The sequence below is a fragment of the Terrabacter tumescens genome (assembly GCF_014646815.1).
GTDB lineage: Bacteria > Actinomycetota > Actinomycetes > Actinomycetales > Dermatophilaceae > Terrabacter > Terrabacter tumescens.
Genome location: NZ_BMNZ01000003.1, coordinates 447,916 through 472,972, shown reverse-complemented (window position 1 = coordinate 472,972; position 25,057 = coordinate 447,916). Strand labels below are relative to the sequence as shown.

Here is a 25,057-nt window from a genome sequence, read left to right as displayed (position 1 = left end):
CCTCGAACGACCCGCGTGGTTGGCTCTACGGATGACGCTGGACGACGACCTTGCGTATGCCGTGTCCCTCCCGAGCGCGCCCCGCCGGGTCGTGTCGCTGGTGCCGTCGATCACCGAGGCGCTGGCGACCACGTGCCCGGAACGGCTGGTCGGGGCCACGGACTGGTGCACGCACCCGAGCGGGCTTGCGGTGCCCAGGGTTCGGGGCACGAAGAACCCCGACCTCGCTGCGATCCGGGCGCTGGGGCCCGACCTCGTCGTCGCGAACAAGGAGGAGAACCGCGAGCTGGATGTGAGGCGGCTGCGGGCCGACGGCATACCCGTCTGGGTGACGGACATCGAGACGGTGCCCGCTGCGCTCGACTCGCTCGAGCGGCTGTTCGCCGAGGTCCTCCAGCTGGGTACTCCGGGGTGGCTCGAGTCCGCGCGGGCGGAGTGGGGTGGCCCGGTGCCGGAGCCCAGCATCGATGTCGCCGTGGCGATCTGGCGCGACCCCTGGATGGCCGTCGGGCGCGACACGTTCACCGGCGACCTCGTTGCCCGGCTCGGCTGGCGCAACGTGCTCGCCGACTCGGCCGAGCGCTACCCGCACGTCGAGGTGTCCGACCTCGACCGGGACGGCGTCACGGTGCTGCTGCCCGACGAGCCCTACGTCTTCACGGCCGACGACGGGCCCGAGGCGTTCGCTCACGCGCGCACGGCCCTCGTCAGCGGCCGGCTGCTCACCTGGTACGGCCCCAGCCTCGTCGGCGCCCGAGCGGCCCTCACCGCCGCAGTCACCCCCTGACCGACCCACCACGCAGCAGCGGCCTTCAACCGTCGAGAGGCCACGTGTGGCCCCTCTTGAACCGTCGAGAGGCCACGTGTGGCCCCTCTTCAACCGTCGAGAGGCCACGTGTGGCCCCTCTTCAACTGTCGAGAGGCCGCGTGTGACCGCCCGCTGTCAGTTCTCGGCGACGACGAGCAGGCCGGCGAGCATGAGCTGCCGGGCGAGGTCCAGCCCCACCATGTCGGCGCGCAGCACGCCGTCAGCGATGAGGGCCACGAACGTGCCGACGTGGTGCCGCTCGACGGGGAAGTCGGCCAGTCGGCTGCGCAGGGTCGCCGAGCCGTCGCCGGCAGGCACCAGGCGGGCTGCGACGTGCGGTCGCAGGGTGAGCAGGGTGTCGGACGTCAGTGATTCCGCAGCGGCCACCTGCGCCAGAGGTCCGATGGGCGACGGCCGCTGCGTGCCCCGGGCACGCAGCTCGAGCGCGTCGACGACCTCTGCCGGCTCGATCTCGCCCAGTGCCCGCACGAGCGCGGCCCGGACGAGCTCGACGTCGGGGGTGAGGGCGTCGTGGTCGAAGCCGGTCGGTGCCACGTCGAGCGAGGCCCGCACCCGCTCGTCGCGGCTCATAGACGCCAGGGCTATCGAGACGAGCTCGTCCGCGACGTGGCGGCGGGTCCAGACGTGGACCCCGAGGGTCAGGTGGGTGCTGACGCCGCCGAGGGCGGTCGCCGAGTGGATCCAGCCGCGGGGGAGGTAGAGCACGTCGCCGGGCCCGAGGGTGAACTCGCGCTCGGGCGCGCGCTGCGAGGCCTCCTCGACCTCGGCGCGGTGGTCGGTCCACGGCTCGTTGCGCAGGGGTGCGGGACGTACGGGCGGCCTGACGCGCCAACGCTTCTCGCCGGCCATCTGCAGCACGAAGACGTCGTGGACGTCGTAGTGGTCGCTGAAGCCGGTGTTCTGGCTCGGGGTGACGTAGGCGTTGGCCTGGACGGGGTGCCCGAGCTCCGCCGCGAGCTGCTGGGTGAAGTCGACGAGCGGTCCCCAGGTGCGGTGCAGCCCCTGCAGGACGATGGTCGCCCCGCCGGTGAAGAGGTGCAGCAGCTTGTCGTCGCTGACCTGGTCGGCGACCGACGCGCCGACGCCGCCGCCCTGGGTGAATTCGCGGTCGCCGAGCGTCCGACCGTCCTGCGCGACCCGGAGGAAGGGTGCCCGGAGGCCGCGCCGCGAGACGAGCTCGTCGACGGAGTCCTCACCGAACAGCTCGAGCAGGTCGCCGGGCAGGTCGGCGGCCCGCGTCACCACGGGCGAGCGCGCCCAGTGCTCCTGCGCGAACTCGTCGGCGTCGAAGGGGACCAGACGCCCGAGCGCCGAGCGCCCACCGGTCGGGGTGGACGCTCGGCTCGTCGTGCCAGCGGACATCAGATGGAGCTGGTCGGGTCCGCTCCGGCCCCGCCGTCAGCGCCGCCGTCGTGGCTGCTCGTGTCGGCGCCGCCGTCGGCGGGGCCCTCGGTGCCTTCGGTGCCCGAGGCGTCGGCGCCGCCGTCAGCGCCGCCGTCCTGGCTGCTCGTGTCAGCGCCGCCGTCGGCGGGCCCTTCGGTCGTCGGGTCGCTCACAGGGTCCAGCGGGTTGTCGCTCATCGCTTCTCCTCCACGGGGTGTGCAGCGGCGCCGGACGACGCCGTCCCCGTTGACCTACCCGCTGGCACCGCCTCTGGCACAGGTCGCCGTGTCGTGTTGGGATCAGTCCATGGCGATCAGCAAGGGCGACACCGTCCACTGGAACACGTCCCAGGGCCGCACCACGGGCAAGGCCGTGGAGAAGCGGGTCAAGGAGTTCACCTTCGACGGGCAGAAGTTCAACGCGTCCGGCGACGAGCCGTACTGGATCGTCGAGTCGAGCAAGACCGGCGCCCAGGCGGCCCACAAGGAGTCCTCGCTCGACGCCGGTTGAGCGCCGGGTGAGCGCCGGGTGAGCGCCGGGTGAGTCCAAGGGGGCCCAGTGGCGTCAGGTCAGGTGGTCGAAGTCCCCGCGCGTCCACGCCGCGTGGCGGTCCGCCGAGCGGCGCAGCACGGCCTTGGCGTCCGCCGGCACGACGGCGCCGAAGTTGTTGTAGAGACGGTCGAAGTGCAGCCCCTCGAGCTGGCCGGCAATTCGCTGGACCACGTTGCCCGACAAGGGGATCCGATTCGGGTAGCTCCTCATGAAGCTGACCGAGCGACGGTCCGGGTTGGGAAAGACGGCGTCGCCCGCGAGCAGCACGCCGCGCCCATCCGCCCCGGCTGTCCACTCGACCACGGCCTGGCCGCGGAAGTGCCCGCCGACGCGGTGCAGGGTCAGGCCCGGCGCCACCTCGCGGCGGTCGTCGTAGAGCTCGACGCGGGGGTCGCGGCGGCGCACCCACTCACCGTCCGCGGCCGCCACGAGCACCGGCACGTCACCGAGCGCCCGGGCCCACTCGGTCTGCACGCCGTACATGTGCGGGTGGCTGGCGGCCACGGCCAGCGTCGGTCCCAGCGACCGCACGAGCTCGAGAGCCTCGTCGTCGACGTAGCCGACGCAGTCGAAGAGCAGCACGCCCTCGGGCACCCGGACGACCATGGTCTGCTGACCGATGCCGACCTCCGGGTCGGCGCGCAGCCCCCAGAGGTCCGTCTCGACCTGCTCGACGGTGATCCGGGTCCCGGCCTCGCGCAGCTCCTCGAGCGTCGTCCAGCGCTGGCCGCCCGCAGGCACCCACTGTCGCTCGTCCTCGCAGACGGCGCAGGCGTCCGGAGGCGTGGGCAGGTCGTCGGTCTCCACGGCGCACGTGGCACAGATCCAGATCACCTGCCCAGCCTGCCGCTCCGCAGCGGGCCGCACCAGCGGGTTTGCGGGAGGATGCACGGGTGATCCTGCACCTGCGCGCCGCCGTCGAGCAGCTGTATGCCGTCCCGCCCGCCCGCTTCACGCCGCTGCGTGCCGAGCTGGTGGCGGAGGCCAGGGCCGCCGGAGAGAAGTCCCTGGCCACGTCGATCGGCGCGCTGCGCAAGCCGACGGTGGCCGCGTGGGCGGTCAACCACTTCGTCCGCGAGCACGGCGACGAGGTCGACGAGCTGCGCGCCTTCGCCGATCTGCTCCGTGAGGCGCAGCGCACCCTCGACGCCGACCAGCTCCGGGTGCTCGGCCGGGAGCGGGCCAGGCGCGTCGACGCCCTCGCCGACCGCATCGCCGAGGTCGCTGCCGAGGAGGGACAGCGGCTCGGTGCGGGTGTCGCCCAGGAGGTGCGCGAGACCCTGACGGCGCTCATCGCGGACGAGGACGCGGAGGCCTCGGTCCTCACCGGCGCACTCGTCAAGGCCCTCAGCTACTCCGGGTTCGGCTCCGTCGACGTCGCGGACGTCGTCGCCCTGGGCGACGCCAGCGACGCCGACGACGCGGGTGACGGCGACGGGCCCTCGCGCCCGTCCCTGTCCGTGCTCCCCGGCGGGGGCGGTGACCCGGTCGACCTCGAGGAGCGGCGCCGCAGCAGGCGCACGGCCGAGCGGACCCGGCTGCAGTCGGCCGTCGACGCGGCCCGTGCCGAGCTGAGGGCCGCCGACCGTCAGGTCGCGGTCCTGACCGCCCGTCAGGAGGAGGTCACCGAGGGCATCGCCGACCTCGAACGACGGCTGGCGACCGCGAGGGCCCGCCTCGAGAAGGTGACCGGCGAGCTCGACGAGGCACACGGCATACGCGATCGACGTGAGCAGGAGGAGGCGGCGGCCCGGAAGGCGCTCGACGCCCACGACGCCGGCGACTGAGGCACGGGCGGGCGGGGCCGGATCGTCAGTCGCGCTGCAGCCGTCGACGCACCCGCTCGGCGAGCCGGCGGCCCGAGGCCACGGCGCCCTCCGAATCGTCCGTCTCGTCAGACGGGGGCCGCTCGCCGGGCTGGGTCGCCGCGAGCTCCGGCGTCAGCTCGTACGTGCGGGAGTAGATCTCGAAGAGCGCGAGCAGGAGGGCGGCCACGGGGACGGCGACGAACGCGCCGCCGACCCCGAAGAGCGCGGCCCCGAAGAGCACCGCGGCGAACGACACCGCGGGATGGACGTTGACCGCCTGAGCCGAGATCCGCGGCTCGAGGGTGAGGTTCTCGACCTGCTGGTAGACGAGAGCGAAGGCGAGCATGGCCACGCCCTGCCACGGCTGGGGGCCGACGAGCCCGACGAAGACGGGCAGGGCGATCGCGATGTAGGTCCCGACCGTCGGCACGAACTGCGCCACGACACCGGTCCAGATGCCGAGTGCCAGCCAGTAGGGCATGCCGATGACGAGCATGAACGCCGCCGAGAGCCCGCCGCAGATGGCGGCCAGGACGAGCCGCGCCGACACGTAGCCGCCCGTCTTGATGATGGCCAGCTCCCAGGCGGTCGTCAGCATCTCCTGGCGGTGGGGCGGCGCGAGGCGGGCGACCCAGCGACGCAGCCTCGGCTGGTCGGCCGAGAGGTAGAAGGTGAAGAAGGCGAACGTCAGGCTGCTGAAGGCCGCCCCGAGCACCGTGGCCAGCGCACCCACCAGCCCGCCGGCGATGCTCTGCGCGGCCGACGTCAGCACCGACGTGCCGATGCCGAGCTGCCCCAGGATCGTCGTGTAGTCGAGCGACATCCCGAACTGCTCGGCGGCCCATGTCGTGACGTGTCGCAGCAGGTCGGGCACCGCGCGCACGAGGGTCCCGAGCTGCTCGGCGAGCAGCTGCCCGAAGGCGATGAGGAAGACGACGAAGAAGAGGATCACGCCGAACATCACGATGAACGTCGCGAGACCGCGCCGCATCCGCCGCGACAGCCGGGCGACCGCGGGCTCCATGGCGATGGCCGCGAGCATCGACATGACGAGGGTGAAGATCACGGTGCCGCCGTCGTCGAGCACCCACTTGCCGAGGGCCGCGAGGGCCACGACACCGACGAGCGTCCAGCCGGCGCGCCACACGCTCTGCCGGTCGAAGCGGACCCGCACGTCGACGACGGCAGTGGGTTCCCCGGACGGCTCGGGCGTCCGCGGCCCCGTGCGGGCCGGGGGGAGCCCCGACGGGCTGTTGGCGCTCCTGCTCGTCCGGCGACGGCGACTCGCTCATGGGCCGATCCTCCCAGCCGCCGTGCCGCGACACCGGGACCTCGCGTGGATCGGGGTCGATTTCGTATCCGCGCCGCGGAACGTGTAGTCTCGCCGTCGCACAACAGGTCGACCTGAAGGCGTTCTCGAGACGTTTTCACCGGGTCGGCCGTGCCCCAATAGCTCAGTCGGCAGAGCGTTTCCATGGTAAGGAAAAGGTCTAGGGTTCGATTCCCTATTGGGGCTCTGGTCGGTCGGTCTCCGGCCCGTGTCGCAGTTGCGACAGGGCCGGAGGACGACAGCCCATGGCGGGGTAGCTCAGCTGGTTAGAGCGCACGACTCATAATCGTGAGGTCGCGGGATCGAGCCCCGCTCCCGCTACCACTTCCGCGCGCATCCGCTTCGATTTTTGGAATCATCGGGGTGTCGCGTAACCTTGGACGTCGCGCCTGCGTGTCACCCCGGGGATGCCGCCCGGAACGCGTGACGCGCCGCGCGACACCCGTCGCAAGACGACCGAACACCCAAGTACGTTCCCGAAAGAGCAGGTTGCCGTGGCCAGCAAGAGCAGCGACGTCCGTCCGAAGATCACGATGGCGTGTGTGGACTGCAAGGACCGCAACTACATCACCAAGAAGAACCGTCGGAACAACCCCGACCGTCTCGCGATGAACAAGTTCTGCCCGAAGTGCGGCAAGCACACGGAGCACCGCGAGACCCGCTGAACCCAGCTCCACCTCGATGCTCCCTCGGCCTGTGGCCGGGGGAGCGTCGTCGTTCCCGGCCCTGCGCCGGTCGCGCCCACCCGTGGTGGGCAGCGCGGGCCCGCGTCGGCGTCGGTCGATAGGGTGCCGGTATGCCGGTGAACGCAGACTTCCAGGGCCGGGTCTACCCGCCCACCGAGACCTATCGGGTCAGTGTCGCCAAGATCCGCGAGTTCGCCGAGGCGGTCGGCTCGTCCGACCCGGTGCACGTCGACGCCGAGGTGGCGCGCGTGCGCGGCTACGCCGACGTCATCGCGCCGCCGACGTTCGCGGTGCTCATCGCCCAGCAGTGCGACGCGCAGCTGATCAGCGACCCCGAGGCCGGCATCGACTTCTCGCGGGTCGTCCACGGCGAGCAGCGCTTCACCCACCACCGGCCGCTCACGGCCGGTGACGCCGTCGTCGGCACCCTGCACGTCGACACCGTCCGCGAGGCCGGCGGCCACGCCATGGTGACCACCCGCACCGAGCTCGCCACCGAGCAGGGCGAGGCCGTCTGCACGGCCACGTCGACCATCGTCATCCGAGGAGGCGAGTGATGTCCGCCCAGTCCAGCACCCCGGCAGCCACCGAGGTGCGCGCCTTCGACAGCGTCTCGGTCGGCGACGCCCTGCCTCCGCGCACCGTCCACGTCGACCGCGCCCGCCTGGTGCAATACGCCGGGGCCTCGCTCGACCGCAACCGGATCCACTGGGACGAGCGGTTCGCCAAGGAGGTCGGGCTGCCCGACGTCATCGCCCACGGCATGTTCACGATGGGCTCGGCCGTCACCCTCGTCACCGACTGGGCCGGCGACGCCGGTCGCGTCGTCGAGTACGGCGTGCGCTTCACCAAGCCGGTCGTCGTGCCCTACGAGACCGGAGCCGACATCGAGGTGTCCGGCGTCGTCAAGGCCGCCGACCCCGAGACCAAGCGGGTCACCGTCGAGCTGACCGCGACCGCGGGCGGCGAGAAGGTCCTCGGCCGCGCCCTCGCCGTCGTCCTCCTGGACTGACCGGACCGGCCCACTCGTGCGCGAGCAACACGACGTCCCCCTCTCCACGCTGACGACGATGCGCGTCGGCGGTCCGGCGGCCCGGCTCGTCACCGTCTCGACCACCGACGAGCTCGTCGACGCGGTGCGGGAGGTCGACGACGCCGACGAGCCGCTGCTCGTCGTCTCCGGCGGCTCCAACCTGATCGTGTCCGACGACGGCTTCGAGGGCACGGTCGTGCACGTCACGACGTCGGGCATCGAGCCGGAGTCCGCCGACTACTGCGGCGGAGCCGTGGTGCGGGTCGCAGCGGGCGAGGTGTGGGACGACGTCGTGGCGCGCGCGGTCGCGGAGGGCTGGGCCGGTGTCGAGGCGCTGAGCGGCATCCCCGGGCGCACCGGCGCCACCCCGATCCAGAACGTCGGCGCCTACGGCCAGGACGTCTCGCAGTCCATCGCCCAGGTGCGCACGTGGGACCGGCAGGAGCAGGCCGTGCGCACGTTCATGAATGCCGACTGCGCCTTCACCTACCGCCACTCCCGCTTCAAGGGCCACTCGCGCTACGTGGTGCTTGACGTGCTCTTCCAGTTCGAGGTCGCCGACCTCAGTCGCCCGATCGCGTATGCCGCCCTGGCGAAGGGCCTGGACGTCGAGCTCGGCACGCGCGTCCCCCTCTCCGACGCCCGCGAGGCGGTCCTCGAGCAGCGCCGCTCCCGCGGCATGGTGCTCGACGACGCCGACCCCGACACCTGGTCGTGCGGCTCGTTCTTCACCAACCCGATCCTCAGCCGCCACGAGTTCGACGCCCTCGTCGAGCGGGTGGGGGAGCGGCTGGGGTGGGAGGGGCCGACACCCCCGCGCTTCGCCGAGCCCGACGGCCGGGTCAAGACCAGCGCGGCCTGGCTCATCGACCACGCCGGCTTCACCAAGGGCTTCGGGCTGCCCGCACCGGCCGCCCTGTCGACGAAGCACACGCTGGCCGTCACCAACCGCGGCGGCGCCACGACCTCCGACGTGCTGGCCCTCGCCCGCCAGGTGCGCGACGGGGTCCGTGACACCTTCGGCGTCACCCTCGTCAACGAGCCGGTCATCGTCGGCGAGCAGCTCTGACGCGCGACCCGACGCCTCACCCCGCGCACGCGCAAGGCCCCGGTTCCGTTGGGAACCGGGGCCTTCCGTCTGAGGCGGCGCGCAGCCGCTACTTCGTCAGGACGACGGAGAAGGTCTTGGCGCCGATGTTCTTGTCGGTCGTGCTCACCTGGTAGGCCGGCCGGTTGAAGGCGAGGCGCAGCGCGCTCGTCGTACCGCGGTTGACCTTGAAGAACACCCAGCCGCTCGTCGTCGTCGACCGCTTGGCGGACTTCAGCGGGATGGCGTTCCAGCGCTTGGTGAACTCGCTCGTCGGCGTGACCGTCTGCTTGGGGTCGGCGGCGATGAGCGAGAACATCGACGGGTCGACCGAGGCGGAGTAGCGCGACCCGGCCGAGGCGGTCAGGCGCACGCCGACGATCTCGAACTGCTCGGCACCCACCGGCTGCCCGCTCGGCCACTTGAGGTGCCGGGCGACCCGGACCGCGGTGATCGTGTGTCCGAGGTCGGGGTCCTTGATGACGGCCTTGACCGAGGTGTACGACACCTTGTCGGTCGGGGGCGCGTCGGTCGTGGCCGAGGTCGTGGCCGAGGTCGTGGGCGCCGTCGTCGTCGGCTGGGCCGAGGTCGTGGCGGGCGAGCTCGGGCTCGTCGTGGTGGCGCCGGCCGGTGCGGTCGGGTCGGCGGTGACGGCGGCCTCGCCGCTGCACGCTGCGAGCGCGACGACTGGGGCGACGAGACCGGCGACGGCGAGGCGTCGCAGACGGGCTCGAGGGGCGGTCGATGGGCGTGCGGTGATGGCGGCAGAAGTCTTCATGTCCCCACCAGCATGACCGGGCGCACCGAGGATCAGCAAACCCGGTGGACCGCCGCGACGCGGGCGCGGCCCCGTGGCACCCCGAGGACGGCGTCCGTTGTGTCCGGGTACGGCCCGGTCCGGCGTGTGGTCCGTCTCACGCCGAGCTCAGGCTGGGGTGTCGAGCCAGGCGTCCACGTCGGCCAGCGCCGCGCGGCGCAGGGCCGACGGCATACGACTGCCCTCGAGGGAGCCGCGGGCGAGCCGGGCCAGCTCCGCGTCGTCGAGGCCGAGGTCGCGGGCCGCGGCGTACTGCGCCACGAGGCGCGAGCCGAAGAGCAGCGGGTCGTCGGCCCCGAGGGCGACGGGAACGCCGGCCTCGATGATCCGGCGCAGCGGCACCTCGCCGGCCGCGGCGTAGACCCCGAGCGCGACGTTGCTGCCGGGACACACCTCGAGGGTCACGCCCGCCTCGGCGACGGCGTCGAGCACCTGCGGGTCCTCGACGCTACGCACGCCGTGGCCGATGCGGTCGGGGTCGAGGTGCTCGAGCGTCTCCATGACCGACTGGGCGCCGAGCAGCTCACCGCCGTGCGGCACGAGGGCGAGGCCGGCCCGACGGGCGATGGCGAAGGCCGGCGCGAAGTCGGCCACCGCCCCGCGTCGCTCGTCGTTGGACAGGCCGAAGCCGACGACGTCGCCGGCCTCGTCACCGGCGTGGTGGGCGGCGAGGCGCGCGAGCGTCCGGGCCTCGAGGGGGTGGCGCATGCGGCTGGCCGCGACGACGACGGCGACGCCGATCTCGCCCGATGCGGACACCTTGCGGGCCTCGTCGAGCACGATCTCGAGAGCCGGTGTGATGCCGCCGACGAACGGGGCGTACGACGTCGGGTCGACCTGGAGCTCGAGCCAGCGCGAGCCCTCGGCGACGTCGTCGGCGGCGGCCTCGCGCACGATCCGGCGCATGTCCTCCTCGCTGCGCACGCACGCCCGCGCGGCGTCGTAGAGCCGCTGGAAGCGGAACCAGCCGCGCTCGTCGGTGGCCTTGGCCAGCCGGGGCGGCCACTCCGAGACGAGGGCGTCCGGGAGGCGGATGCCGTGCGTGGCGGCGAGCTCGCGCACCGTCCCGACCCGCATCGACCCGGTGAAGTGGAGGTGCAGGTGGGCCTTGGGCAGGTCCTGCACCGAGCGCGTCATGCGGGTCAGTGTGTCACCCGGCCCCGGTGCGCGCCGAGGGGCCGGGCGGGTGCGAAGAGGCCACGGCCGGCTGGCGCCGGCCGTGGCCTCTCGTCGTCTCGTCGGGGACCGTGCCGCCCCGAGGACTCTCAGTCCTCGTCGGGATCGGAGGCGATCTCGTCGACGACGTGCATGGCGGCCTCCTCGGCCGAGGCGCCGGCCCCGTCGACGCCCACGTCGCTGGCCCACACCTGCTTCTCGTCGTCCTCGTGGGCGCCCTCGTCGTCCGCGACGAGACGGCCCGCGCGGGCGTCGCCCACCTCGTTGTCACCGAGCCAGTCGTCCTCGGCGTCGATGGAGTCGGGGTCGTCGCCGCCGACCCGGTCGTCGTCGAGGCCGCTCTCGTTGTCGGGCGCGCCGTAGGCCGAGTTGGGGTCGGGCACCTCCTGGCGGATGCGCTCGTCGATGGTCTCGTCGAGGGACTCCTCGTAGGCGGTCGTGCCGTGCGCCGTGACGCCCTGCGGGCGGTCGTTGGGGGAGTAGCCGCGGTCGAGCACGTCCTCGAGGTCGCCGTCGTCGAGGGTGTCCTCGGGCTGGAGCTGGTCCTCGTCGTCGACGCTGTAGGTCGTCAGGTCGTCGGAGATGTTCTCGTTGGGACCGGTGTCGCTCATCGCGAGGCTCCTTCGGTGGCGGTGTTCATGGCGGTGTTCGTGGCGTCCTGTGCGGGCGGCGTGTCGCCGTCGCCCTCTGCCCCTACCCGGGCAGCGCGGTCCTGCGTCAGCTTCTCGGCGGCGGCGAGGGCGACGCACGTCGCGACGCCGGCCATGGCCGTGCGCACCTCGTCGAGCACCGGGAAGGTCGGGGCGAGGCGGATGTTGCGGTCGCGAGGGTCCTGTCCCAGGGGGAAGGACGCGCCGGCGGGCGTCAGGGCGATGCCGGCCTCCTTGGCCAGGGCGACGACGCGCGAGGCGGTGCCGTCGAGCACGTCGAGGTTGACGAAGTAGCCGCCGGTCGGGTGGCTCCACTCGGCGACCTCGAGACCGGCGAGGCCGCTGGTCAGCGCCTCGTCGACCGCCGCGAACTTCGGCGCGATGATCTCGCGGTGCTTGCGCATGTGCGCCCGCACGCCGTCGGCGTCGCGGAAGAACTCGACGTGGCGCAGGTGGTTGACCTTGTCGGGGCCGATGGAGCCCATGGCGAGGTGCCCGAGGTACCACGTGACGTTGGCCTGGCTGGCCGCGAGCACGGCCACGCCGGCGCCGGCGAAGGTGATCTTCGAGGTCGAGGCGAACATGATCGGGCGGTTCGGGTGCCCCGAGGCCGCCGCCAGGCTGAGGATGTCGGCGCTCTTGGCCTCGTCCTCGGTGAGGTGGTGGAAGGCGTACGCGTTGTCCCAGAAGATCGTGAAGTCGGGGGCCGCGGTCGGCATGGCGGCGAGCCGCGCGGCGATCTCCTGCGACACGACGGCGCCGGAGGGGTTGGCGTAGGTCGGCACGATCCAAATGCCCTTGACGCTCGGGTCGTCCTTGACGAGCGCCTCGACGGCGGCGATGTCCGGGCCGTCCTCGTGCATGTCGACGGTCACCATCTCGATGCCGAACGAGGCGAGCATGGAGAAGTGCCGGTCGTAGCCGGGCACGGGGCAGATGAAGCGGACCTTCTCCTCCTGGCTCCACGGGCGCGGGGACTCGACGCCGCCGAAGAGCAGGAAGTCGACGATGGTGCTGTACATCATCGTCAGGCTGGAGTTGCCGCCCGCGACGACCTGCGAGGGCTCGACCCAGAGCAGCTCGGCGAACATCTCGCGCAGCTCGGGGAGGCCCTCGAGACCGCCGTAGTTGCGCACGTCGACGCCAGCGCGGTCCTTCGTCGTCGTCGGCAGGTGGAGCAGGTCGTCGGACAGGTCCAGCTGCGCCGCCGACGGCTTGCCGCGCGTCAGGTCGAGCTTGAGCCCGCGGGCCTTGAGGGCCTCGTAGGCGGACTGCTGCTCGGCGAGGAAGCCGGCCAGGTCGTCGTCGGACAGGGACGCAAGGGGGGTGCGCGGGTTCGTCACGTCTCGATCCTGCCACTGCGTCAGCCCTCCCGGGCGGCCGAGTCCGTATGCCGGGTCGCCGGCCTCCAGGCGGGCGCGCGCTCCCGACGGGGTGGCGGCGCGGAGCCTGCGGCGTAGGGTGGACGAGGCGGTCGGGCCGACCCCTGCACTCCTGCTCGGGTGGGTCCACGTGGTCGGTTCGCGTTGCAGCGCATCCGTCCCGTATGATCGTCCCTCGGACGGCTTCGCTGGCCATGCTGACGCATGCCGTCCCGCCGTGGACACCCAACGTCCGCGGCGAAGGGCAATAGCTCAATTGGTAGAGCACTGGTCTCCAAAACCAGCGGTTGGGGGTTCGAGTCCCTCTTGCCCTGCGCATCCCAGTGATGTGGTCGTCGTGCAAGGCGGCACGCGACTATGGCCCAGCGTGGATGACACGCGGCGGGCTGCTGTCGCGGGCCGACACCCAGGCAGAAAGAAGGAATCGTGACCGAGACGAGCGCCAAGCGCGGGTCCGGCCGTGCCGACAAGGCTCGCGGCGGCAACCCGGTGTCGCGTCTCTTCGGCGCGATCAGCCTCTTCGTGCGCCAGATCCTCGACGAGCTGCGCAAGGTCGTGCGGCCGACGGGTCCCGAGCTCGTGCGCTACACGACCGTGGTGGTCGTGTTCGTCGTGATCATGATGGCCCTCGTGTCAGGGCTCGACTTCGGTCTGAGCCGGCTGATCTCCTGGGCCTTCACGGGCTCGGCAACCTGACGCACGAGACGGCGCCCCGCTTCACGGGATGTCACCGCCAGCCCCTACCGGCTGGTCCACGAGCAAGGAAGTAGGTCAGAGCGTGTCCGAGCAGTTCGCCCACGAGGGCGCCCCGAACGGCGAGAGCACCGAGAGCGACGTCGTCGACCCCGCGGTCGAGACCGACGAGCTCGCGGCGTCCGACGTCGAGTCGGGTGCTGAGGACACCGACTCCGACGCGACCGACGAGCTCGAGGCCGATGCGTCCGCCGAGGACTCCGACGCCACCGAGGCCACCGAGGCCACCGAGGACGAGAGCTCCGAGGGCGACGACGCCGGCGAGACCGCCGAGCCGGTCGCCCAGGGCAGCGGCGACCCGGTCGCCGACTTCAAGGCCGACCTGCGCAGCCGCTTCGGCGACTGGTTCGTCATCCACTCCTACGCGGGCTACGAGAACCGCGTGAAGGCCAACCTCGAGACGCGCATCCAGACCCTCAACATGGAGGACTTCATCTTCGAGATCGAGGTCCCCATGGAGGAGGTCACCGAGATCAAGAACGGCCAGAAGAAGCAGGTCCGTCGCGTCCGGATGCCCGGCTACGTCCTCGTCCGCATGGACCTCACCGACGAGAGCTGGGGCGCCGTGCGCCACACGCCGGGTGTCACCGGCTTCGTCGGCAACGCCCACCAGCCCGTGCCGCTCTCGATCGACGAGGTCTTCACGATGCTCGCCCCGACGTTCGAGGCCGCTGCCGGCGCCGACGGCGCCGCTGCCGCCTCCGGCTCGGGCGCCCCGAAGGATGTCCGCGTCGTCGACTTCGAGGTCGGCGAGTCCGTCACCGTCATGGAGGGGCCCTTCGAGACCCTTCCCGCCACGATCTCCGAGATCAACACCGACACGCAGAAGCTCAAGGTGCTCGTCTCGATCTTCGGCCGGGAGACCCCGGTCGAGCTCTCCTTCGCCCAGGTCGCCAAGATCTGAGCAAGGTCCCACCACGTTCGGTGCGGCACCCCGCACCGGCATGCAACCGGGTCATCGCCCACGGCGTCGGTCCACAACGAAGAAGGTAGGCATCCATGCCCCCCAAGAAGAAGGTCTCCGGCTTCATCAAGCTGCAGATCCAGGCCGGTCAGGCCACCCCCGCCCCGCCCGTCGGCCCGGCCCTCGGTCAGCACGGCGTCAACATCATGGAGTTCGTCAAGGCGTACAACGCCGCGACGGAGTCCCAGCGCGGCAACGTCATCCCGGTCGAGATCACGGTCTACGAGGACCGCTCGTTCACCTTCGTGACGAAGACCCCGCCGGCCGCCGAGCTCATCAAGAAGGCCGCCGGCGTCGCCAAGGGTTCCGGCGAGCCGCACAAGACCAAGGTCGCCAAGCTCTCGCGCGACCAGGTCCTCGAGATCGCCCGTCAGAAGATGGAAGACCTCAACGCCAACGACGAGGAGATGGCGGCGCGCATCATCGCCGGCACCGCTCGCTCGATGGGCATCGACACCGAGCTCTGAGCAGCCCGGGTCGCCGAAGCTTCGGGAGCCCGCCCTCCGCGTGAGGGCGGGCCACCCCCGAACCGGGGCACACGGCATACGGCCGCGAAGCCCCCGTGGGAGACCAGCGCACGGTCGCACCACGACTCCACGAAAACGCAAGGAGCAGTTCCATGAAGCGCAGCAAGAACTACCGCGCCGCAGCCGAGCTCGTCACGCCGGGCAAGGTCTACGCCCCGCTCGAGGCCGTCCGCGTCGCCAAGCAGACCGCCAAGGCCAAGTACGACGAGACCGTCGAGGTCGCCATGCGCCTCGGCGTCGACCCCCGCAAGGCCGACCAGGCCGTCCGCGGCACGGTCAACCTGCCGCACGGCACGGGCAAGACCGCCCGCGTCCTCGTCTTCGCCAACGGCGACAAGGCCGAGGCCGCCCGCGAGGCCGGCGCCGACCACGTCGGTTCCGACGACCTGCTCGAGAAGGTCCAGGGCGGCTGGCTGGACTTCGACGCCGTCGTCGCCACCCCTGACCTCATGGGCAAGGTCGGTCGACTCGGCAAGGTGCTCGGCCCGCGTGGCCTCATGCCCAACCCGAAGACCGGCACCGTGACGATGGACGTCGCCAAGGCCGTCGCCGACATCAAGGGCGGCAAGATCGAGTTCCGCGTCGACAAGCACGCGAACCTCCACTTCATCATCGGCAAGGCCTCCTTCGACGAGGCCAAGCTCGTCGAGAACTACGCCGCCGCGCTCGAGGAGATCCTGCGTCTGAAGCCGGCCAGCTCCAAGGGCCGCTACATCGAGAAGGCCACCGTCAGCACGACGATGGGCCCGGGCATCCCGCTCGACTTCTCCAAGACGCGCAACCTCCTCGCCGAGGAGGACCAGGCCTGATCGCCTGACCCACGCAGTCGAGAGCCCGTCACCCCCTGGGGGTGGCGGGTTCTCGCCGTGTTCGTGGCTGGGTGCACGCCACGGCGCTCGTCACTGCTCGCGGCGTGGAGCGACGACGGGCGTATGCCGGCACGCTGGCTTCTCGGGACACGCTGCCCGTCGCCGATGCCGCTCCCAGCAACGCGCGCCGCGTCGCTCGTGGTCACCGCGCTCCCGCTCGCTCCTGGTCTCGAGTGAGCGCTCCGCCCCAGTCGAGCGAGCGCTCCGTCGGGCGCGGGGGATTTCGTCGGGCGGGGTCCGTGACGCCCCAGTACGGTCGAAAGATGAGTCGTCACAGCGCACGCACCACGACACGTTCACGCTGGGTCCTCGGCGCTCTCGTCGTCGGACTCCCGCTCTCACTGCTGCCGGCGACGGCCGGGGCCCAACCCTCTGCTGTGCCCGCGGCCGCACCGGCGCGGGACCACGGCTGGCACGGCAAGCCCACCCCGCTGCCCAAGACGGCGGTGATGACCGGATCGGGAGGCGCTGTCAGCTCGGTCGACCGTGATGCCTCCCAGGTCGGCATCGACGTGCTGGCCCGCGGGGGCAACGCGGCCGACGCGGCCGTCGCGACGGCGGCGGCGCTCGGCGTCACGGAGCCCTACAGCGCCGGCATCGGCGGCGGCGGGTTCCTCGTCTACTACGACGCCCGCACCAGACATGTCACGACGATCGACGGTCGCGAGACGGCGCCGGCGACGTTCACGGAGAACACGTTCCGCAACCCTGACGGGTCGGCGATGAACTTCAACACCGTCGTCAACTCGGGGTTGTCGATCGGGGTGCCCGGGACGCCGGCGCTGTGGGCCAAGGCGCTGCGCGACCACGGCACGCTCTCGCTCAACGCGGCGCTGAAGCCTGCCGAGCGTCTCGCCGAGAAGGGCTTCGTCGTCGACCAGACCTTCGCCGACCAGACGACGGCCAACGCTGCGCGCTTCTCGGTCTTCCCCGCCACGGCCAAGGTCTTCCTGCGTGACGGCAAGGCGCCCGCGGTCGGCTCGGTCTTCACCAACCCCGACATGGCCAAGGCGTACCTCACGCTGCGCACGCAGGGCACCCAGGCGTTGTATGCCGGCCGGCTCGGCCAGGCGATCGTGGCCGAGTCGCGCGCCCCGCACACCACGCCGGGCGCCTCCGTCATGGGTGGGCAGATGACGATGTCCGACCTCAGGGCCTACCGCGCCCTGACCAAGGCCCCCATCCACTCGCAGTACAAGGGCTACGACGTCTACGGCATGCCGGTCCCGAGCTCCGGCGGCATCGCCGTGGCCGAGATCCTGGGCCTCATCCAGGCCTACGAGGACCGCACCGGCGTCAAGACCTCGGCGCTGTCCGACGTCGACTACCTCCACCGGTTCTCCGAGGCGTCGGCCACAGCCTTCGCCGACCGCAACCGCTGGGTCGGTGACGTGCCCGGCGTGCCGGTCAAGGAGCTGACCGACCCGGCCTTCGCGGCCGAGCGGGCCTGCCTGTTCGACCCCATGAAGGCGCAGCCGCGACCGATCCCGTTCGGCTCGCCCGACGGCTCCTACACCTCGTGTGCTCCCGGCACGATCGCCCAGAAGGAGCCCTACGAGGGGCAGTCGACCTCGCACCTGACCGCCACCGACCGCTGGGGCAACGTCGCGTCCTACACCCTGACGATCGAGCAGACGGGTGGCTCGGGCATCACCGTCCCGGGCTACGGCTTCCTGCTCAACAACGAGCTCACCGACTTCAACTTCACGCCGCTGACGGCCGACGTGCCGGACCCGAACCTCCCCGGCCCCGGCAAGCGGCCCCGGTCCTCGATGAGCCCGACCATCCTGCTCGACGGCGGCAAGCCGTTCCTGGCCGTGGGCTCGCCCGGTGGCGCGACGATCATCACGTCGGTGTCGCAGACGATCCTCGGCTACCTCGACCGCAACCTGTCGCTGGTCGACGCCATTGCGGCCCCGCGCCTCAGCTCCCGCAACGGGGCGAGCGAGGGAGCCGAGCCGGCCATCCTCGGCGGCCCGACCGGAGCAGCCCTGACGGCCATGGGCCACAAGCTAGCCTCGGCCGGCACGCCCAACGAGATCGGCGCGGTGACGGCGATCCGCAGCCTCGGCCAGGGCCTGTTCGAGGCGGCCGCCGAGCCGACCCGACGCGGCGGTGGGTCGGCCATGGTCGTCCATCCCCGCTGAGGGCGGACGACGGCGACGCCAGAGGACAGCACGAGAGGCCGGCCCTCGACGGGGCCGGCCTCTCGCCGTGCGCGTCGTCGGACGGTCGTTGAAGGGGCAAATACCCCCACTACCACACAGGGTCGACCTTTCTCGCATTCGCCGCGTAACACGCCGAGGACCTGCCTCGTTGTCCGTGGTACATCGGTCAGGGGATCGATGAGCAGGGCATCGATGACAGGAGCACCACCGACATGATCAGGAAGCTCACGGCAGTACTGTCCGCAGCGGCCGTCGCAGGACTGGCCGTTCCCATCAGCGCCACACCGGCCACGGCAGCGACGGCCAGCACCGGCGTCTCCGCCTCGGCCTATGGCACCTACGTGGTCGTCGGCGGACTGGCGCGCTCCGGACCGACCGCCCTCGCGGCCATCGGGTGCACGACGGCGTTCGGCCGCACCGTCACCGGGTCGACCGCCGCGGTCAACGTCCCGGCCGCGGCCTCGGTCGGGGTCACCCGTACGAGCGCCTCGTCGGCCAAGTCGGCGAGCGGACACTCCAGCCGCGCCTCCTCGACGACGTCCGGCGTCAACCTGCTGGGCGGGCTCGTGCGGGCCGACGCCGTCACCTCGACGAGCTCCGCGGCCCGCAGCACCGCCGGTGCACTGACCGGCGGCAACCAGTCCCAGCTCGTCGGCCTCAAGGTCGGCGGCCGCGCGCTCAATGCCGTCCCGGCCCCGAATTCCGCCATCTCCCTGAAGACCTCCACCGGCGCCGCGCTCGCGACGGTCTACCTCAACCAGCAGACCAAGGCCGTGGTCGGCAACGACCTCCAGGTCAGCACCGTCGCCCTGCGCGTCGTGGTCACCGGCAAGAACTCGCTCGGACTGCCGATCGGCTCGCGCATCGACGTCGGGGTCTCCCGCACGACGCTGTCGCGACCGATCCTCGGCCTCGTCAGCGGGGCCGGCTACGCCACGTCCGCGACCCTCGCCAACGGGGCCGTCGCGACGAGCCGCACCGCGCTGGCCTACCCGCCCTGCACCGGTGGCTCCGGCAAGGCCACCCTCGCCACGGCTGGTGTCCCCGGGCTCGTGTCGACCGGTACGACGACGACCGAGGTGCTCTCGAAGGTCACGACGCTCACGCGCAGCTCGTCCGTGAAGAACACCATCGCCGGACCGCGGGTGCTCGGCGGACTCATCAGCGCCGACGCCGTCATCGCCGACACGTCCGTCTCCCAGGCCGCCCCGGGCGCAGTGCCCGTCGTCACCGACCGCTCGCGCTTCGTCGGCCTGCGCATCGTCGGCCTGCCGGCCATCTCGTCCTCGGTCAAGCCCAACACCGTCATCACGGTGCCCGGGCTGGGGCGCGTCACGCTGCACAAGGTCGTGCGCACCTCGAAGTCCGTCGACGTGGTGATGGTCGAGATCGTCACGAACCGCGCCTTCGGCTCGCTCCCGACCGGCTCGGTCATCCGGGTCGGTGCCTCGGCGACGACCCTGCTCTGACCCGGGTCAGGAGGGGCGGGAAGGTCCGCCGGTCGAGCCCGGCGGCCGGCCGGATGGGCTGAGAGCAGTGGCCGCGGACCGAGAGGTCCGCGGCCACTGCTGCGGGCGTGCGAGGGTGCGCTGACGGGGTGGTGCAGCCGGTCAGGCCGGCTTGGCGGTCGGCCACGGCCAGGCGGTGCAGCCCTTGAGGCCGTAGGTCTGCTGCATCATCACCGGGGCGACCTTGCCCTTGCCGCCGCAGTAGGCGTGGGCGTGACCGATCCCGTGGCCGACCTCGTGGTTGACGAGGTAGATCCGGTACTGCGCCACGTCGCTGCCGTAGGCCTCGGCCCCCAGCACCCACCGGCGCAGGTTGAGCACGACGCGGCCGGAGTTGTGGCAGCTGACCTGTCCTCGGGTCTCCAGCGGCGCGCATAGCTTGTCGGTCGTGTCGGGGCTGGCGAGGGCGATGTGCAGGTCGACGGTCGCGCCCTTGGCTGCGTCGGCGGGGGAGACGTTGACGAAGCGGACGCCGTCCTTGGCCTGCCACCCGCGCGGGTCGGTGAGCACCGTCCCCACCGTCGTGGCGAAGTCCTCGGCGCGGATGTCGACGCCTCCCTCGAGCTCGACCGTGTAGCGGACGGTGCGTCCGTCGGCCGGGGCGGGGCGCAGAGCCTTGGCCGGCATGGCGACGACCGTGAACCGGCCGGAGCCGGACTCGATGACCGCGCCCTTGTCGTCCTTGCCGTCGCCGGTGCCCGCGGCCGGCGTGGCGGGAGGCGTTGCGCCTGACCCACTCGAGGTGGTGCGGCCGTCCTGCGGGTTGGTCCAGGGGTCGGTCTGCAAGTCCGTCTGCGAGTCCGTCTGCGCGTCGGGCACCCGCTCGATCTGGTCGATCGAGACCGCCGGAGCGCGTCCGACAGCCTGAGCCACCCGGGACGCGCGCGACAGCACGCTCTCGGTCACCGGCTCACCGGCGCCGGCCCACGACACGGACCAGATGTCCGCGGCGATGCACACGATGACGGCCAGGGCCGCCCACGAGCGGCGGCGACGGATCGCCTGCCGCTGGGCAGGGGTCGCTCTCCGCCTTGCGCTGCCACTCGCCATGGGTGTCACGGTAGGACACGTACCCTGTGCGGTGGGGGACCAGGCGCCTGACCCGCCGCGGTGCAGGCCGGCGAGGGGCCGTCGAGTGCCGGAGACAAGGGGTGCCCACCTCGATTTGGCCGTCGAGGGACCTTGCCCGTACTCTGGTCCACGACCAATGACCGCCGGTTGGAGGGCGTGGGCAACCACGATCTCCCGAAGGTCCCGCACGTGTTGTGGGCAGCCAGCGCAGGACACTCAGCCCCACGGCATACCTCGTGTATGTCGCTGCGAGCCCCGAGCGCCCTGCGCCGGGGCTCTTTCTCGTGCAGGCCCTTCGGATCCTCGCCCGGCGGCACCACGCAAGGGAAGGAGGCCCAGATGGCGAACACCGAGAAGGACGTTGCCATTGCCGAGATCACGGACAAGTTCCGTGAGTCCGGTGCGGCCGTTCTCACCGAGTACCGCGGTCTGACCGTGGCCCAGCTCTCGCAGCTGCGCAGCTCGATCCGGGAACACGCCACCTACGCCGTGGTCAAGAACACGCTCACGGAGCGCGCCGCCAAGGAGGCCGGTATCACGGCCTTCGACGGCCACCTCCAGGGCCCGTCGGCCATCGCCTTCATCACCGGTGACCCGGTCGAGGCGGCCAAGGGTCTGCGTGACTTCGCCAAGGCACACCCCCTCCTCGTGATCAAGGCTGGCGTCCTCGACGGCAAGACCTTGTCCCCCGAGGAGATCACGAAGCTCGCGGACCTCGAGTCCCGCGAGGTTCTGCTGGCCAAGCTTGCGGGCGCCATGAAGGGCTCCCTCACCAAGGCCGCCTACCTCTTCGTCGCTCCTCTGTCGCAGACGGCCCGTGTGGTCGAGGCTCTGCGCCAGAAGCGCGAGGAGCAGGGCCCCGCCACGGAGGCTCCGGCCGCCGAGGCAACCACCGACGTCGCCGAGGGTGGCGACGAGAGCTGACGCCCTCCGGCGCCCGCTCGATTCATCAAACAGCCACTCACGGCAAGTAACAGGAAGGAAGCCATCATGGCGAAGCTCAGCACCGACGAGCTCCTTGACGCCTTCAAGGAGATGACCCTCATCGAGCTCTCGGAGTTCGTGAAGCAGTTCGAGGAGACCTTCGAGGTCACCGCCGCTGCCCCCGTCGCCGCCGCTCCCGCGGCCGGTGCCGGTGGCGCTGCCGCCGTCGAGGAGGAGGAGAAGGACTCGTTCGACGTCGTTCTCACCGCCGCCGGCGACAAGAAGATCCAGGTCATCAAGGAGGTCCGCGCGCTCACGAGCCTCGGCCTCAAGGAGGCCAAGGACCTCGTCGACGGCGCCCCCAAGCCCGTTCTCGAGGGTGTCGACAAGGCTGCGGCCGAGAAGGCCAAGGAGCAGCTCGAGGGCGCTGGCGCGACCGTCGAGCTCAAGTGATCTGACCCGGCTCAGCCGGGATCACTGCTCTACCGCGAAGGCGGGTCCGACCTCTGGTCGGGCCCGCCTTTCGCTTGCCCGCTCACGCGTGCGGGGCTGCGTCGCGGCCGCACGGCCGCTGGCGGTCGTGTGGCTGAGTCGCGGTCGCGGGGCGCGACGGCGCTCGCGGCGTGGAGCGACGGCGGGCATATGCCGGGACGCTCGGTCCCAGCGGAAGCGCCCGCCGTCGATGCCGCTCCCACCGCCACCCCCCGCGCCCTCCCCTCGAGTGCTCAGTTCCCCACGTCGGAAAGTGGGCACTCGACTGCTCACGTCGAGTGCCCAGTTCCCCACGTCGGAAAGTGGGCACTCGACTCCTCACGTCGAGTGCCCACTTTCCGACGGTCGCGGAGGCAGTCAGGCGGCGTGGGCGAGGGCGTCTTCGAGGGCGGCGAGGACGAGGGCGACGCGGTCGGGCCGGGCGTTGTGGCCCATGAGGCCGATGCGCCAGACGGTCGAGGCGAACTCGCCCACGCCGGCCCCGATCTCGAGGTCGTGGCGCTCGAGCAGGTAGGCGCGGACGGCGGCCGAGTCGACGCCGTCGGGGACGCGGACCGTCGTCAGCTCGGGCAGGCGCGAGCCCTCGGCGGCGAAGAGCTCGAGGCCCATCTTCTCGAGGCCGTCCTGCAGGAGGCGTCCGGCCTCGGCGTGGCGGTCCCAGACCTTCTCGAGGCCCTCGTCGGCGATGCGCTGCAGGCCGGCGTGGAGGCTGACGACCATCGCGGTCGGGGCGGTGTGGTGGTAGGTGCGCTTGCCGGCCCCGGAGGCCTCGCCGACGTAGCCGCCGAGCAGGCCGAGGTCGAGGTACCACGACGTCGGCTTCTCCACCCGGCGCTCAAAGGCCCGGTCGCTGATGGTGAAGGGCGCGAGGCCCGGGGCGACGCCGAGGCACTTCTGGGTGCCGGCGTAGCCGATGTCGATGCCCCAGTCGTCGGCGCGCAGCTCGATTCCGCCGATGCTCGTCACGGCGTCGACGAGCAGCAGCGCGTCGCCCTTGAGGGCGCCGAGCGCGGCGATGTCGGACCGCACGCCGGTCGAGGTCTCGGCGTGGACGGCGGCGATGATCTTCGGTGACGGGTGAGCGGCGGCCACGCGCTCGGCGTCGACCGGCGTGCCCCACTCGTGGTCGACCCGGACCACCTCGGCGCCGTGGCGTCCCGCGACGTCGACCATGCGCTCGCCGAAGAGGCCGTTGACCGCGACGACGACGACGTCGCCGGGGGAGACGGTGTTGACGAAGGCGGCCTCCATGCCGGCCGAGCCCGTGGCCGAGAGTGGCAGGGTGCGGCGGTTGTCGGTGCCCCAGACGTGGCGCAGCAGGTCGCACGTCTCGTCCATGATCGCGAGGAAGTCCGGGTCGAGGTGCCCGAGGAGCGGCGCCGCGAGCGCGAGTGTCGCCTCGGGGTAGGGGTTGCAGGGTCCGGGGCCGAAGAGGTGTCGCTCGGCGATGGGGCGGCGGGTGGTCGCGGGGGGAGTGGTCATCAGAATCCTGCTCCGGGGTTGAGGATGCCCTGCGGGTCGAGGGCCTGCTTGATGCGGTGGGTGAGGGCCATGACGTCGGGCCCGAGCTGCTCGGGGAGGGCGGCCCGCTTGAGGCGCCCGATGCCATGCTCGCCGGTGATGGTGCCGCCGAGCCCGATGGCGAGACTCATGACCTCCGAGAACGCCTGCGTCGCACGGTCCTTCGCTGCGGCGTCGCCCGCGGGATAGACGATGACGGGGTGGGTGTTGCCGTCACCCGCGTGGGCGACGACCGGGATCTCGACGTCGTGTCGGCGCGAGATCTCGGCGATGCCGGTCAGCAGGTCGGGCAGGCGCGGCACGGGCACGCCGACGTCCTCGAGCATGATCGCGCCGCGCCGCTCGATGGCGACGATGGCGGCACGGCGTGCGGCGACGAACAGCTCGCCCTCGGCGGCATCGGTCGTCGTAAAGCACTCGCGGGCGCCCCCGGCCTCGCACAGGCGCTCCATCGCGGCGATCTCCTCGCCGCGCGCGGCGCCCGGTGCGTCGGACTGGGCGAGCAGCATCGCCCCGGCCTCCCGGTCCAGGCCCATGCTGCGGTGGTCCTCGACGGCGTTGACCGAGGTCCGGTCCATCAGCTCCATCATCGAGGCCCGCAGCGTGTTGCCCACGGCGACGACGACCCGGGCGGCGTCCTCGACCGTGTCGAAGGTCGCGACCAGCGTGGCGGGCGGCGCCTGGGCCGGCACGAGGCGCAGCGTCGCCCGCGTCACGACGCCGAGCGTGCCCTCGCTGCCGACGAACAGCTTGACGAGCGACAGGCCCGCGGTGTCCTTGACCCGCTGCCCACCGAGGTGCACGAGCGTGCCGTCGGCGAGGACGACGTCGAGCCCGAGCACGTAGTCGGTGGTGACGCCGTACTTGACGCAGCAGAGGCCGCCGGCGTTGGTCGCGACGTTGCCCCCGATCGAGCAGATCTCGAACGACGACGGGTCGGGCGGGTACCAGAGGCCGTGCTCGGCCGCCGCCTGCTTGACCTCGACGTTGAGCGCGCCCGCCTCGACGACGGCCGTGCGCGTGGCCGGGTCGATCTCGACGGCCCGCATCCGGTCGAGGCTGAGCACGATGCAGCCATCGATCGCGTTCGAGCCGCCCGAGAGGCCGCTGCCCGCGCCGCGTGGCACGACGGGGACGCCGTGCTCGCCGGCCCAGCGCACGGTGGCCTGCACGTCGGCCGCGCTCGACGCGCGCACCACGGCGAGCGGCATACCGGCTCCGGCGTCAGCCGTGTAGTCGAAGCGGTAGGCGGCAACGCTGTCCGGCTCGGTCAGCAGGGCCCCGGGCGTCAAGGACCCGGCCAGCCCGTCGAGGGCCTGCAGGTCGGGAGCGTCTTTGCTCACTGTCGTCACCGGACCACCGTAACCACGACCCGTCGCACTGCGCGTCCCGGGCGAGACGAGGTCGTATGCCGTGTCGCCCGGTCGGGCGCGCCCCTGTCCGGGTGCCGAGACACCCGGACGCCGTCGACACTCCCGAGGTGTTGCGGCGACGCCCCGCCGGTTCTGCGAGGGGCTCCCGGTAGGT

The 25,057-nt window shown here is 71.9% G+C and carries 26 protein-coding genes and 3 tRNA genes; 18 read left to right on the top strand and 11 right to left on the bottom strand.

Translation table 11 applies throughout. The features are described from left to right. The first annotated feature begins 31 nt into the window (after positions 1–31). Positions 32–787: a helical backbone metal receptor gene (locus IEY30_RS09640; RefSeq protein WP_030194055.1), complete on the top strand. Its 756-nt coding sequence runs from the start codon at positions 32–34 to the stop codon at positions 785–787. Positions 788–943: 156 nt separating this feature from the next. Here IEY30_RS09640 and IEY30_RS09635 read toward each other — a convergent pair whose 3' ends face one another. Continuing rightward, the gene (locus tag IEY30_RS09635) at positions 944–2,191 is read right to left on the bottom strand and encodes a cupin domain-containing protein (protein WP_030194057.1); all 1,248 of its coding nucleotides are present in this window, start codon (positions 2,189–2,191) and stop codon (positions 944–946) included. Then, positions 2,191–2,409, bottom strand: a complete 219-nt coding sequence (locus IEY30_RS09630; RefSeq protein WP_030194060.1) for a hypothetical protein — start codon at positions 2,407–2,409, stop codon at positions 2,191–2,193. Before IEY30_RS09630 ends, IEY30_RS09635 begins: the two co-directional genes overlap by 1 nt. Positions 2,410–2,518: 109 nt before the next feature. Between IEY30_RS09630 and IEY30_RS09625 the strand changes: the two genes are divergently transcribed. Beyond that, entirely contained in the window at positions 2,519–2,722 is a 204-nt protein-coding gene (locus tag IEY30_RS09625; protein WP_030194062.1) for a hypervirulence associated TUDOR domain-containing protein, read from the top strand. Positions 2,723–2,776: 54 nt separating this feature from the next. Here IEY30_RS09625 and IEY30_RS09620 read toward each other — a convergent pair whose 3' ends face one another. Continuing rightward, the gene (locus IEY30_RS09620) at positions 2,777–3,598 is read right to left on the bottom strand and encodes an MBL fold metallo-hydrolase (RefSeq protein WP_030194065.1); all 822 of its coding nucleotides are present in this window, start codon (positions 3,596–3,598) and stop codon (positions 2,777–2,779) included. Between the two features lie 59 nt (positions 3,599–3,657). Here IEY30_RS09620 and IEY30_RS09615 point away from each other — a divergent pair, with 59 nt between their 5' ends. Beyond that, the gene (locus tag IEY30_RS09615; RefSeq protein ID WP_030194067.1) at positions 3,658–4,551 is read left to right on the top strand and encodes a hypothetical protein; all 894 of its coding nucleotides are present in this window, start codon (positions 3,658–3,660) and stop codon (positions 4,549–4,551) included. A 25-nt stretch (positions 4,552–4,576) separates the two neighbouring features. Here IEY30_RS09615 and IEY30_RS09610 read toward each other — a convergent pair whose 3' ends face one another. Further along, complete coding sequence (locus IEY30_RS09610; protein ID WP_081920331.1) at positions 4,577–5,746, bottom strand: AI-2E family transporter; 1,170 nt, start codon at positions 5,744–5,746, stop codon at positions 4,577–4,579. 269 nt (positions 5,747–6,015) lie between these two features. Here IEY30_RS09610 and IEY30_RS09605 point away from each other — a divergent pair. The 6 genes from IEY30_RS09605 to IEY30_RS09580 all read left to right on the top strand — a co-directional run bounded on the left by IEY30_RS09605 (position 6,016) and on the right by IEY30_RS09580 (position 8,690). Further along, positions 6,016–6,088 (top strand) — tRNA-Thr (locus IEY30_RS09605). Between the two features lie 61 nt (positions 6,089–6,149). After that, a tRNA-Met gene (locus IEY30_RS09600) sits at positions 6,150–6,226 on the top strand. A gap of 170 nt (positions 6,227–6,396) precedes the next feature. Continuing rightward, positions 6,397–6,567 carry a 50S ribosomal protein L33 gene (rpmG, locus tag IEY30_RS09595; protein ID WP_020143294.1) on the top strand — a complete coding sequence of 57 codons (171 nt, stop codon included), beginning with the start codon at positions 6,397–6,399 and terminating at the stop codon, positions 6,565–6,567. A gap of 131 nt (positions 6,568–6,698) precedes the next feature. Then, a complete protein-coding gene (locus IEY30_RS09590; protein WP_030194075.1) occupies positions 6,699–7,145 on the top strand; it encodes an FAS1-like dehydratase domain-containing protein in 447 nt (148 codons plus the stop codon). After that, positions 7,145–7,600 carry a MaoC family dehydratase gene (locus IEY30_RS09585; RefSeq protein ID WP_052358312.1) on the top strand — a complete coding sequence of 152 codons (456 nt, stop codon included), beginning with the start codon at positions 7,145–7,147 and terminating at the stop codon, positions 7,598–7,600. The genes IEY30_RS09590 and IEY30_RS09585 overlap by 1 nt, the downstream gene beginning before the upstream one ends. 16 nt (positions 7,601–7,616) lie before the next feature. Continuing rightward, the gene (locus IEY30_RS09580; RefSeq protein WP_030194082.1) at positions 7,617–8,690 is read left to right on the top strand and encodes a UDP-N-acetylmuramate dehydrogenase; all 1,074 of its coding nucleotides are present in this window, start codon (positions 7,617–7,619) and stop codon (positions 8,688–8,690) included. Between the two features lie 88 nt (positions 8,691–8,778). Here IEY30_RS09580 and IEY30_RS09575 read toward each other — a convergent pair whose 3' ends face one another. From IEY30_RS09575 to IEY30_RS09560, 4 genes are all read right to left on the bottom strand, one after another. Continuing rightward, complete coding sequence (locus IEY30_RS09575) at positions 8,779–9,486, bottom strand: hypothetical protein (protein ID WP_052358313.1); 708 nt, start codon at positions 9,484–9,486, stop codon at positions 8,779–8,781. Between the two features lie 147 nt (positions 9,487–9,633). Continuing rightward, positions 9,634–10,662 (bottom strand): adenosine deaminase, encoded by a 1,029-nt coding sequence (locus IEY30_RS09570; RefSeq protein WP_030194085.1) that lies wholly within the window; start codon positions 10,660–10,662, stop codon positions 9,634–9,636. 128 nt (positions 10,663–10,790) lie between these two features. Further along, positions 10,791–11,312 (bottom strand): DUF5709 domain-containing protein, encoded by a 522-nt coding sequence (locus IEY30_RS09565; protein ID WP_030194088.1) that lies wholly within the window; start codon positions 11,310–11,312, stop codon positions 10,791–10,793. Further along, positions 11,309–12,694 (bottom strand): aspartate aminotransferase type Ic, encoded by a 1,386-nt coding sequence (locus IEY30_RS09560; protein ID WP_030194091.1) that lies wholly within the window; start codon positions 12,692–12,694, stop codon positions 11,309–11,311. Before IEY30_RS09560 ends, IEY30_RS09565 begins: the two co-directional genes overlap by 4 nt. A gap of 280 nt (positions 12,695–12,974) precedes the next feature. Here IEY30_RS09560 and IEY30_RS09555 point away from each other — a divergent pair. The 7 genes from IEY30_RS09555 to IEY30_RS09525 all read left to right on the top strand — a co-directional run bounded on the left by IEY30_RS09555 (position 12,975) and on the right by IEY30_RS09525 (position 19,483). Further along, positions 12,975–13,047: transfer RNA gene (locus IEY30_RS09555), tRNA-Trp, on the top strand. A gap of 112 nt (positions 13,048–13,159) precedes the next feature. After that, the gene (gene secE, locus IEY30_RS09550) at positions 13,160–13,429 is read left to right on the top strand and encodes a preprotein translocase subunit SecE (RefSeq protein ID WP_030194094.1); all 270 of its coding nucleotides are present in this window, start codon (positions 13,160–13,162) and stop codon (positions 13,427–13,429) included. 82 nt (positions 13,430–13,511) lie between these two features. Next, complete coding sequence (gene nusG, locus IEY30_RS09545; RefSeq protein ID WP_030194097.1) at positions 13,512–14,390, top strand: transcription termination/antitermination protein NusG; 879 nt, start codon at positions 13,512–13,514, stop codon at positions 14,388–14,390. 95 nt (positions 14,391–14,485) lie between these two features. Then, positions 14,486–14,917 (top strand): 50S ribosomal protein L11, encoded by a 432-nt coding sequence (rplK, locus tag IEY30_RS09540; RefSeq protein WP_030194100.1) that lies wholly within the window; start codon positions 14,486–14,488, stop codon positions 14,915–14,917. A 152-nt stretch (positions 14,918–15,069) separates the two neighbouring features. Continuing rightward, positions 15,070–15,786, top strand: a complete 717-nt coding sequence (rplA, locus tag IEY30_RS09535) for a 50S ribosomal protein L1 (protein WP_030194106.1) — start codon at positions 15,070–15,072, stop codon at positions 15,784–15,786. A 323-nt stretch (positions 15,787–16,109) separates the two neighbouring features. Then, entirely contained in the window at positions 16,110–17,993 is a 1,884-nt protein-coding gene (gene ggt / locus IEY30_RS09530) for a gamma-glutamyltransferase (RefSeq protein ID WP_030194108.1), read from the top strand. 233 nt (positions 17,994–18,226) lie between these two features. Further along, entirely contained in the window at positions 18,227–19,483 is a 1,257-nt protein-coding gene (locus IEY30_RS09525; RefSeq protein ID WP_030194111.1) for a choice-of-anchor P family protein, read from the top strand. 141 nt (positions 19,484–19,624) lie between these two features. On the opposite strand, the gene IEY30_RS09520 is transcribed toward IEY30_RS09525, so the two are convergent. Beyond that, positions 19,625–20,572: a DUF3152 domain-containing protein gene (locus tag IEY30_RS09520; RefSeq protein WP_229674923.1), complete on the bottom strand. Its 948-nt coding sequence runs from the start codon at positions 20,570–20,572 to the stop codon at positions 19,625–19,627. 360 nt (positions 20,573–20,932) lie between these two features. Between IEY30_RS09520 and rplJ the strand changes: the two genes are divergently transcribed. Then, positions 20,933–21,517, top strand: a complete 585-nt coding sequence (gene rplJ / locus IEY30_RS09515) for a 50S ribosomal protein L10 (protein ID WP_030194117.1) — start codon at positions 20,933–20,935, stop codon at positions 21,515–21,517. Positions 21,518–21,583: 66 nt separating this feature from the next. Then, a complete protein-coding gene (rplL, locus tag IEY30_RS09510) occupies positions 21,584–21,970 on the top strand; it encodes a 50S ribosomal protein L7/L12 (RefSeq protein ID WP_030194119.1) in 387 nt (128 codons plus the stop codon). A gap of 396 nt (positions 21,971–22,366) precedes the next feature. Here the strand turns inward: rplL and IEY30_RS09505 are convergent, their stop codons facing one another. After that, positions 22,367–23,491 carry a pyridoxal-phosphate-dependent aminotransferase family protein gene (locus IEY30_RS09505; protein WP_052358314.1) on the bottom strand — a complete coding sequence of 375 codons (1,125 nt, stop codon included), beginning with the start codon at positions 23,489–23,491 and terminating at the stop codon, positions 22,367–22,369. After that, complete coding sequence (locus IEY30_RS09500) at positions 23,491–24,882, bottom strand: FAD-binding oxidoreductase (RefSeq protein ID WP_308423752.1); 1,392 nt, start codon at positions 24,880–24,882, stop codon at positions 23,491–23,493. The genes IEY30_RS09505 and IEY30_RS09500 overlap by 1 nt, the downstream gene beginning before the upstream one ends. Positions 24,883–25,057: the final 175 nt, after the last annotated feature.

Coding starts and splice junctions, on each gene's coding strand:
- IEY30_RS09505 (WP_052358314.1), bottom strand. CDS start 23,491: ATGACCACTCCCCCCGCGACCACCCGCCGCCCCATCGCCGAGCGACAC.
- IEY30_RS09525 (WP_030194111.1), top strand. CDS start 18,227: ATGATCAGGAAGCTCACGGCAGTACTGTCCGCAGCGGCCGTCGCAGGA.
- rplJ (WP_030194117.1), top strand. CDS start 20,933: ATGGCGAACACCGAGAAGGACGTTGCCATTGCCGAGATCACGGACAAG.
- rplL (WP_030194119.1), top strand. CDS start 21,584: ATGGCGAAGCTCAGCACCGACGAGCTCCTTGACGCCTTCAAGGAGATG.
- IEY30_RS09520 (WP_229674923.1), bottom strand. CDS start 20,572: ATGGCGAGTGGCAGCGCAAGGCGGAGAGCGACCCCTGCCCAGCGGCAG.
- IEY30_RS09640 (WP_030194055.1), top strand. CDS start 32: ATGACGCTGGACGACGACCTTGCGTATGCCGTGTCCCTCCCGAGCGCG.
- IEY30_RS09630 (WP_030194060.1), bottom strand. CDS start 2,409: ATGAGCGACAACCCGCTGGACCCTGTGAGCGACCCGACGACCGAAGGG.
- IEY30_RS09585 (WP_052358312.1), top strand. CDS start 7,145: ATGTCCGCCCAGTCCAGCACCCCGGCAGCCACCGAGGTGCGCGCCTTC.
- rplA (WP_030194106.1), top strand. CDS start 15,070: ATGAAGCGCAGCAAGAACTACCGCGCCGCAGCCGAGCTCGTCACGCCG.
- IEY30_RS09635 (WP_030194057.1), bottom strand. CDS start 2,191: ATGTCCGCTGGCACGACGAGCCGAGCGTCCACCCCGACCGGTGGGCGC.
- IEY30_RS09590 (WP_030194075.1), top strand. CDS start 6,699: ATGCCGGTGAACGCAGACTTCCAGGGCCGGGTCTACCCGCCCACCGAG.
- IEY30_RS09570 (WP_030194085.1), bottom strand. CDS start 10,662: ATGACGCGCTCGGTGCAGGACCTGCCCAAGGCCCACCTGCACCTCCAC.
- IEY30_RS09575 (WP_052358313.1), bottom strand. CDS start 9,486: ATGAAGACTTCTGCCGCCATCACCGCACGCCCATCGACCGCCCCTCGA.
- ggt (WP_030194108.1), top strand. CDS start 16,110: ATGAGTCGTCACAGCGCACGCACCACGACACGTTCACGCTGGGTCCTC.
- IEY30_RS09625 (WP_030194062.1), top strand. CDS start 2,519: ATGGCGATCAGCAAGGGCGACACCGTCCACTGGAACACGTCCCAGGGC.
- IEY30_RS09565 (WP_030194088.1), bottom strand. CDS start 11,312: ATGAGCGACACCGGTCCCAACGAGAACATCTCCGACGACCTGACGACC.
- rplK (WP_030194100.1), top strand. CDS start 14,486: ATGCCCCCCAAGAAGAAGGTCTCCGGCTTCATCAAGCTGCAGATCCAG.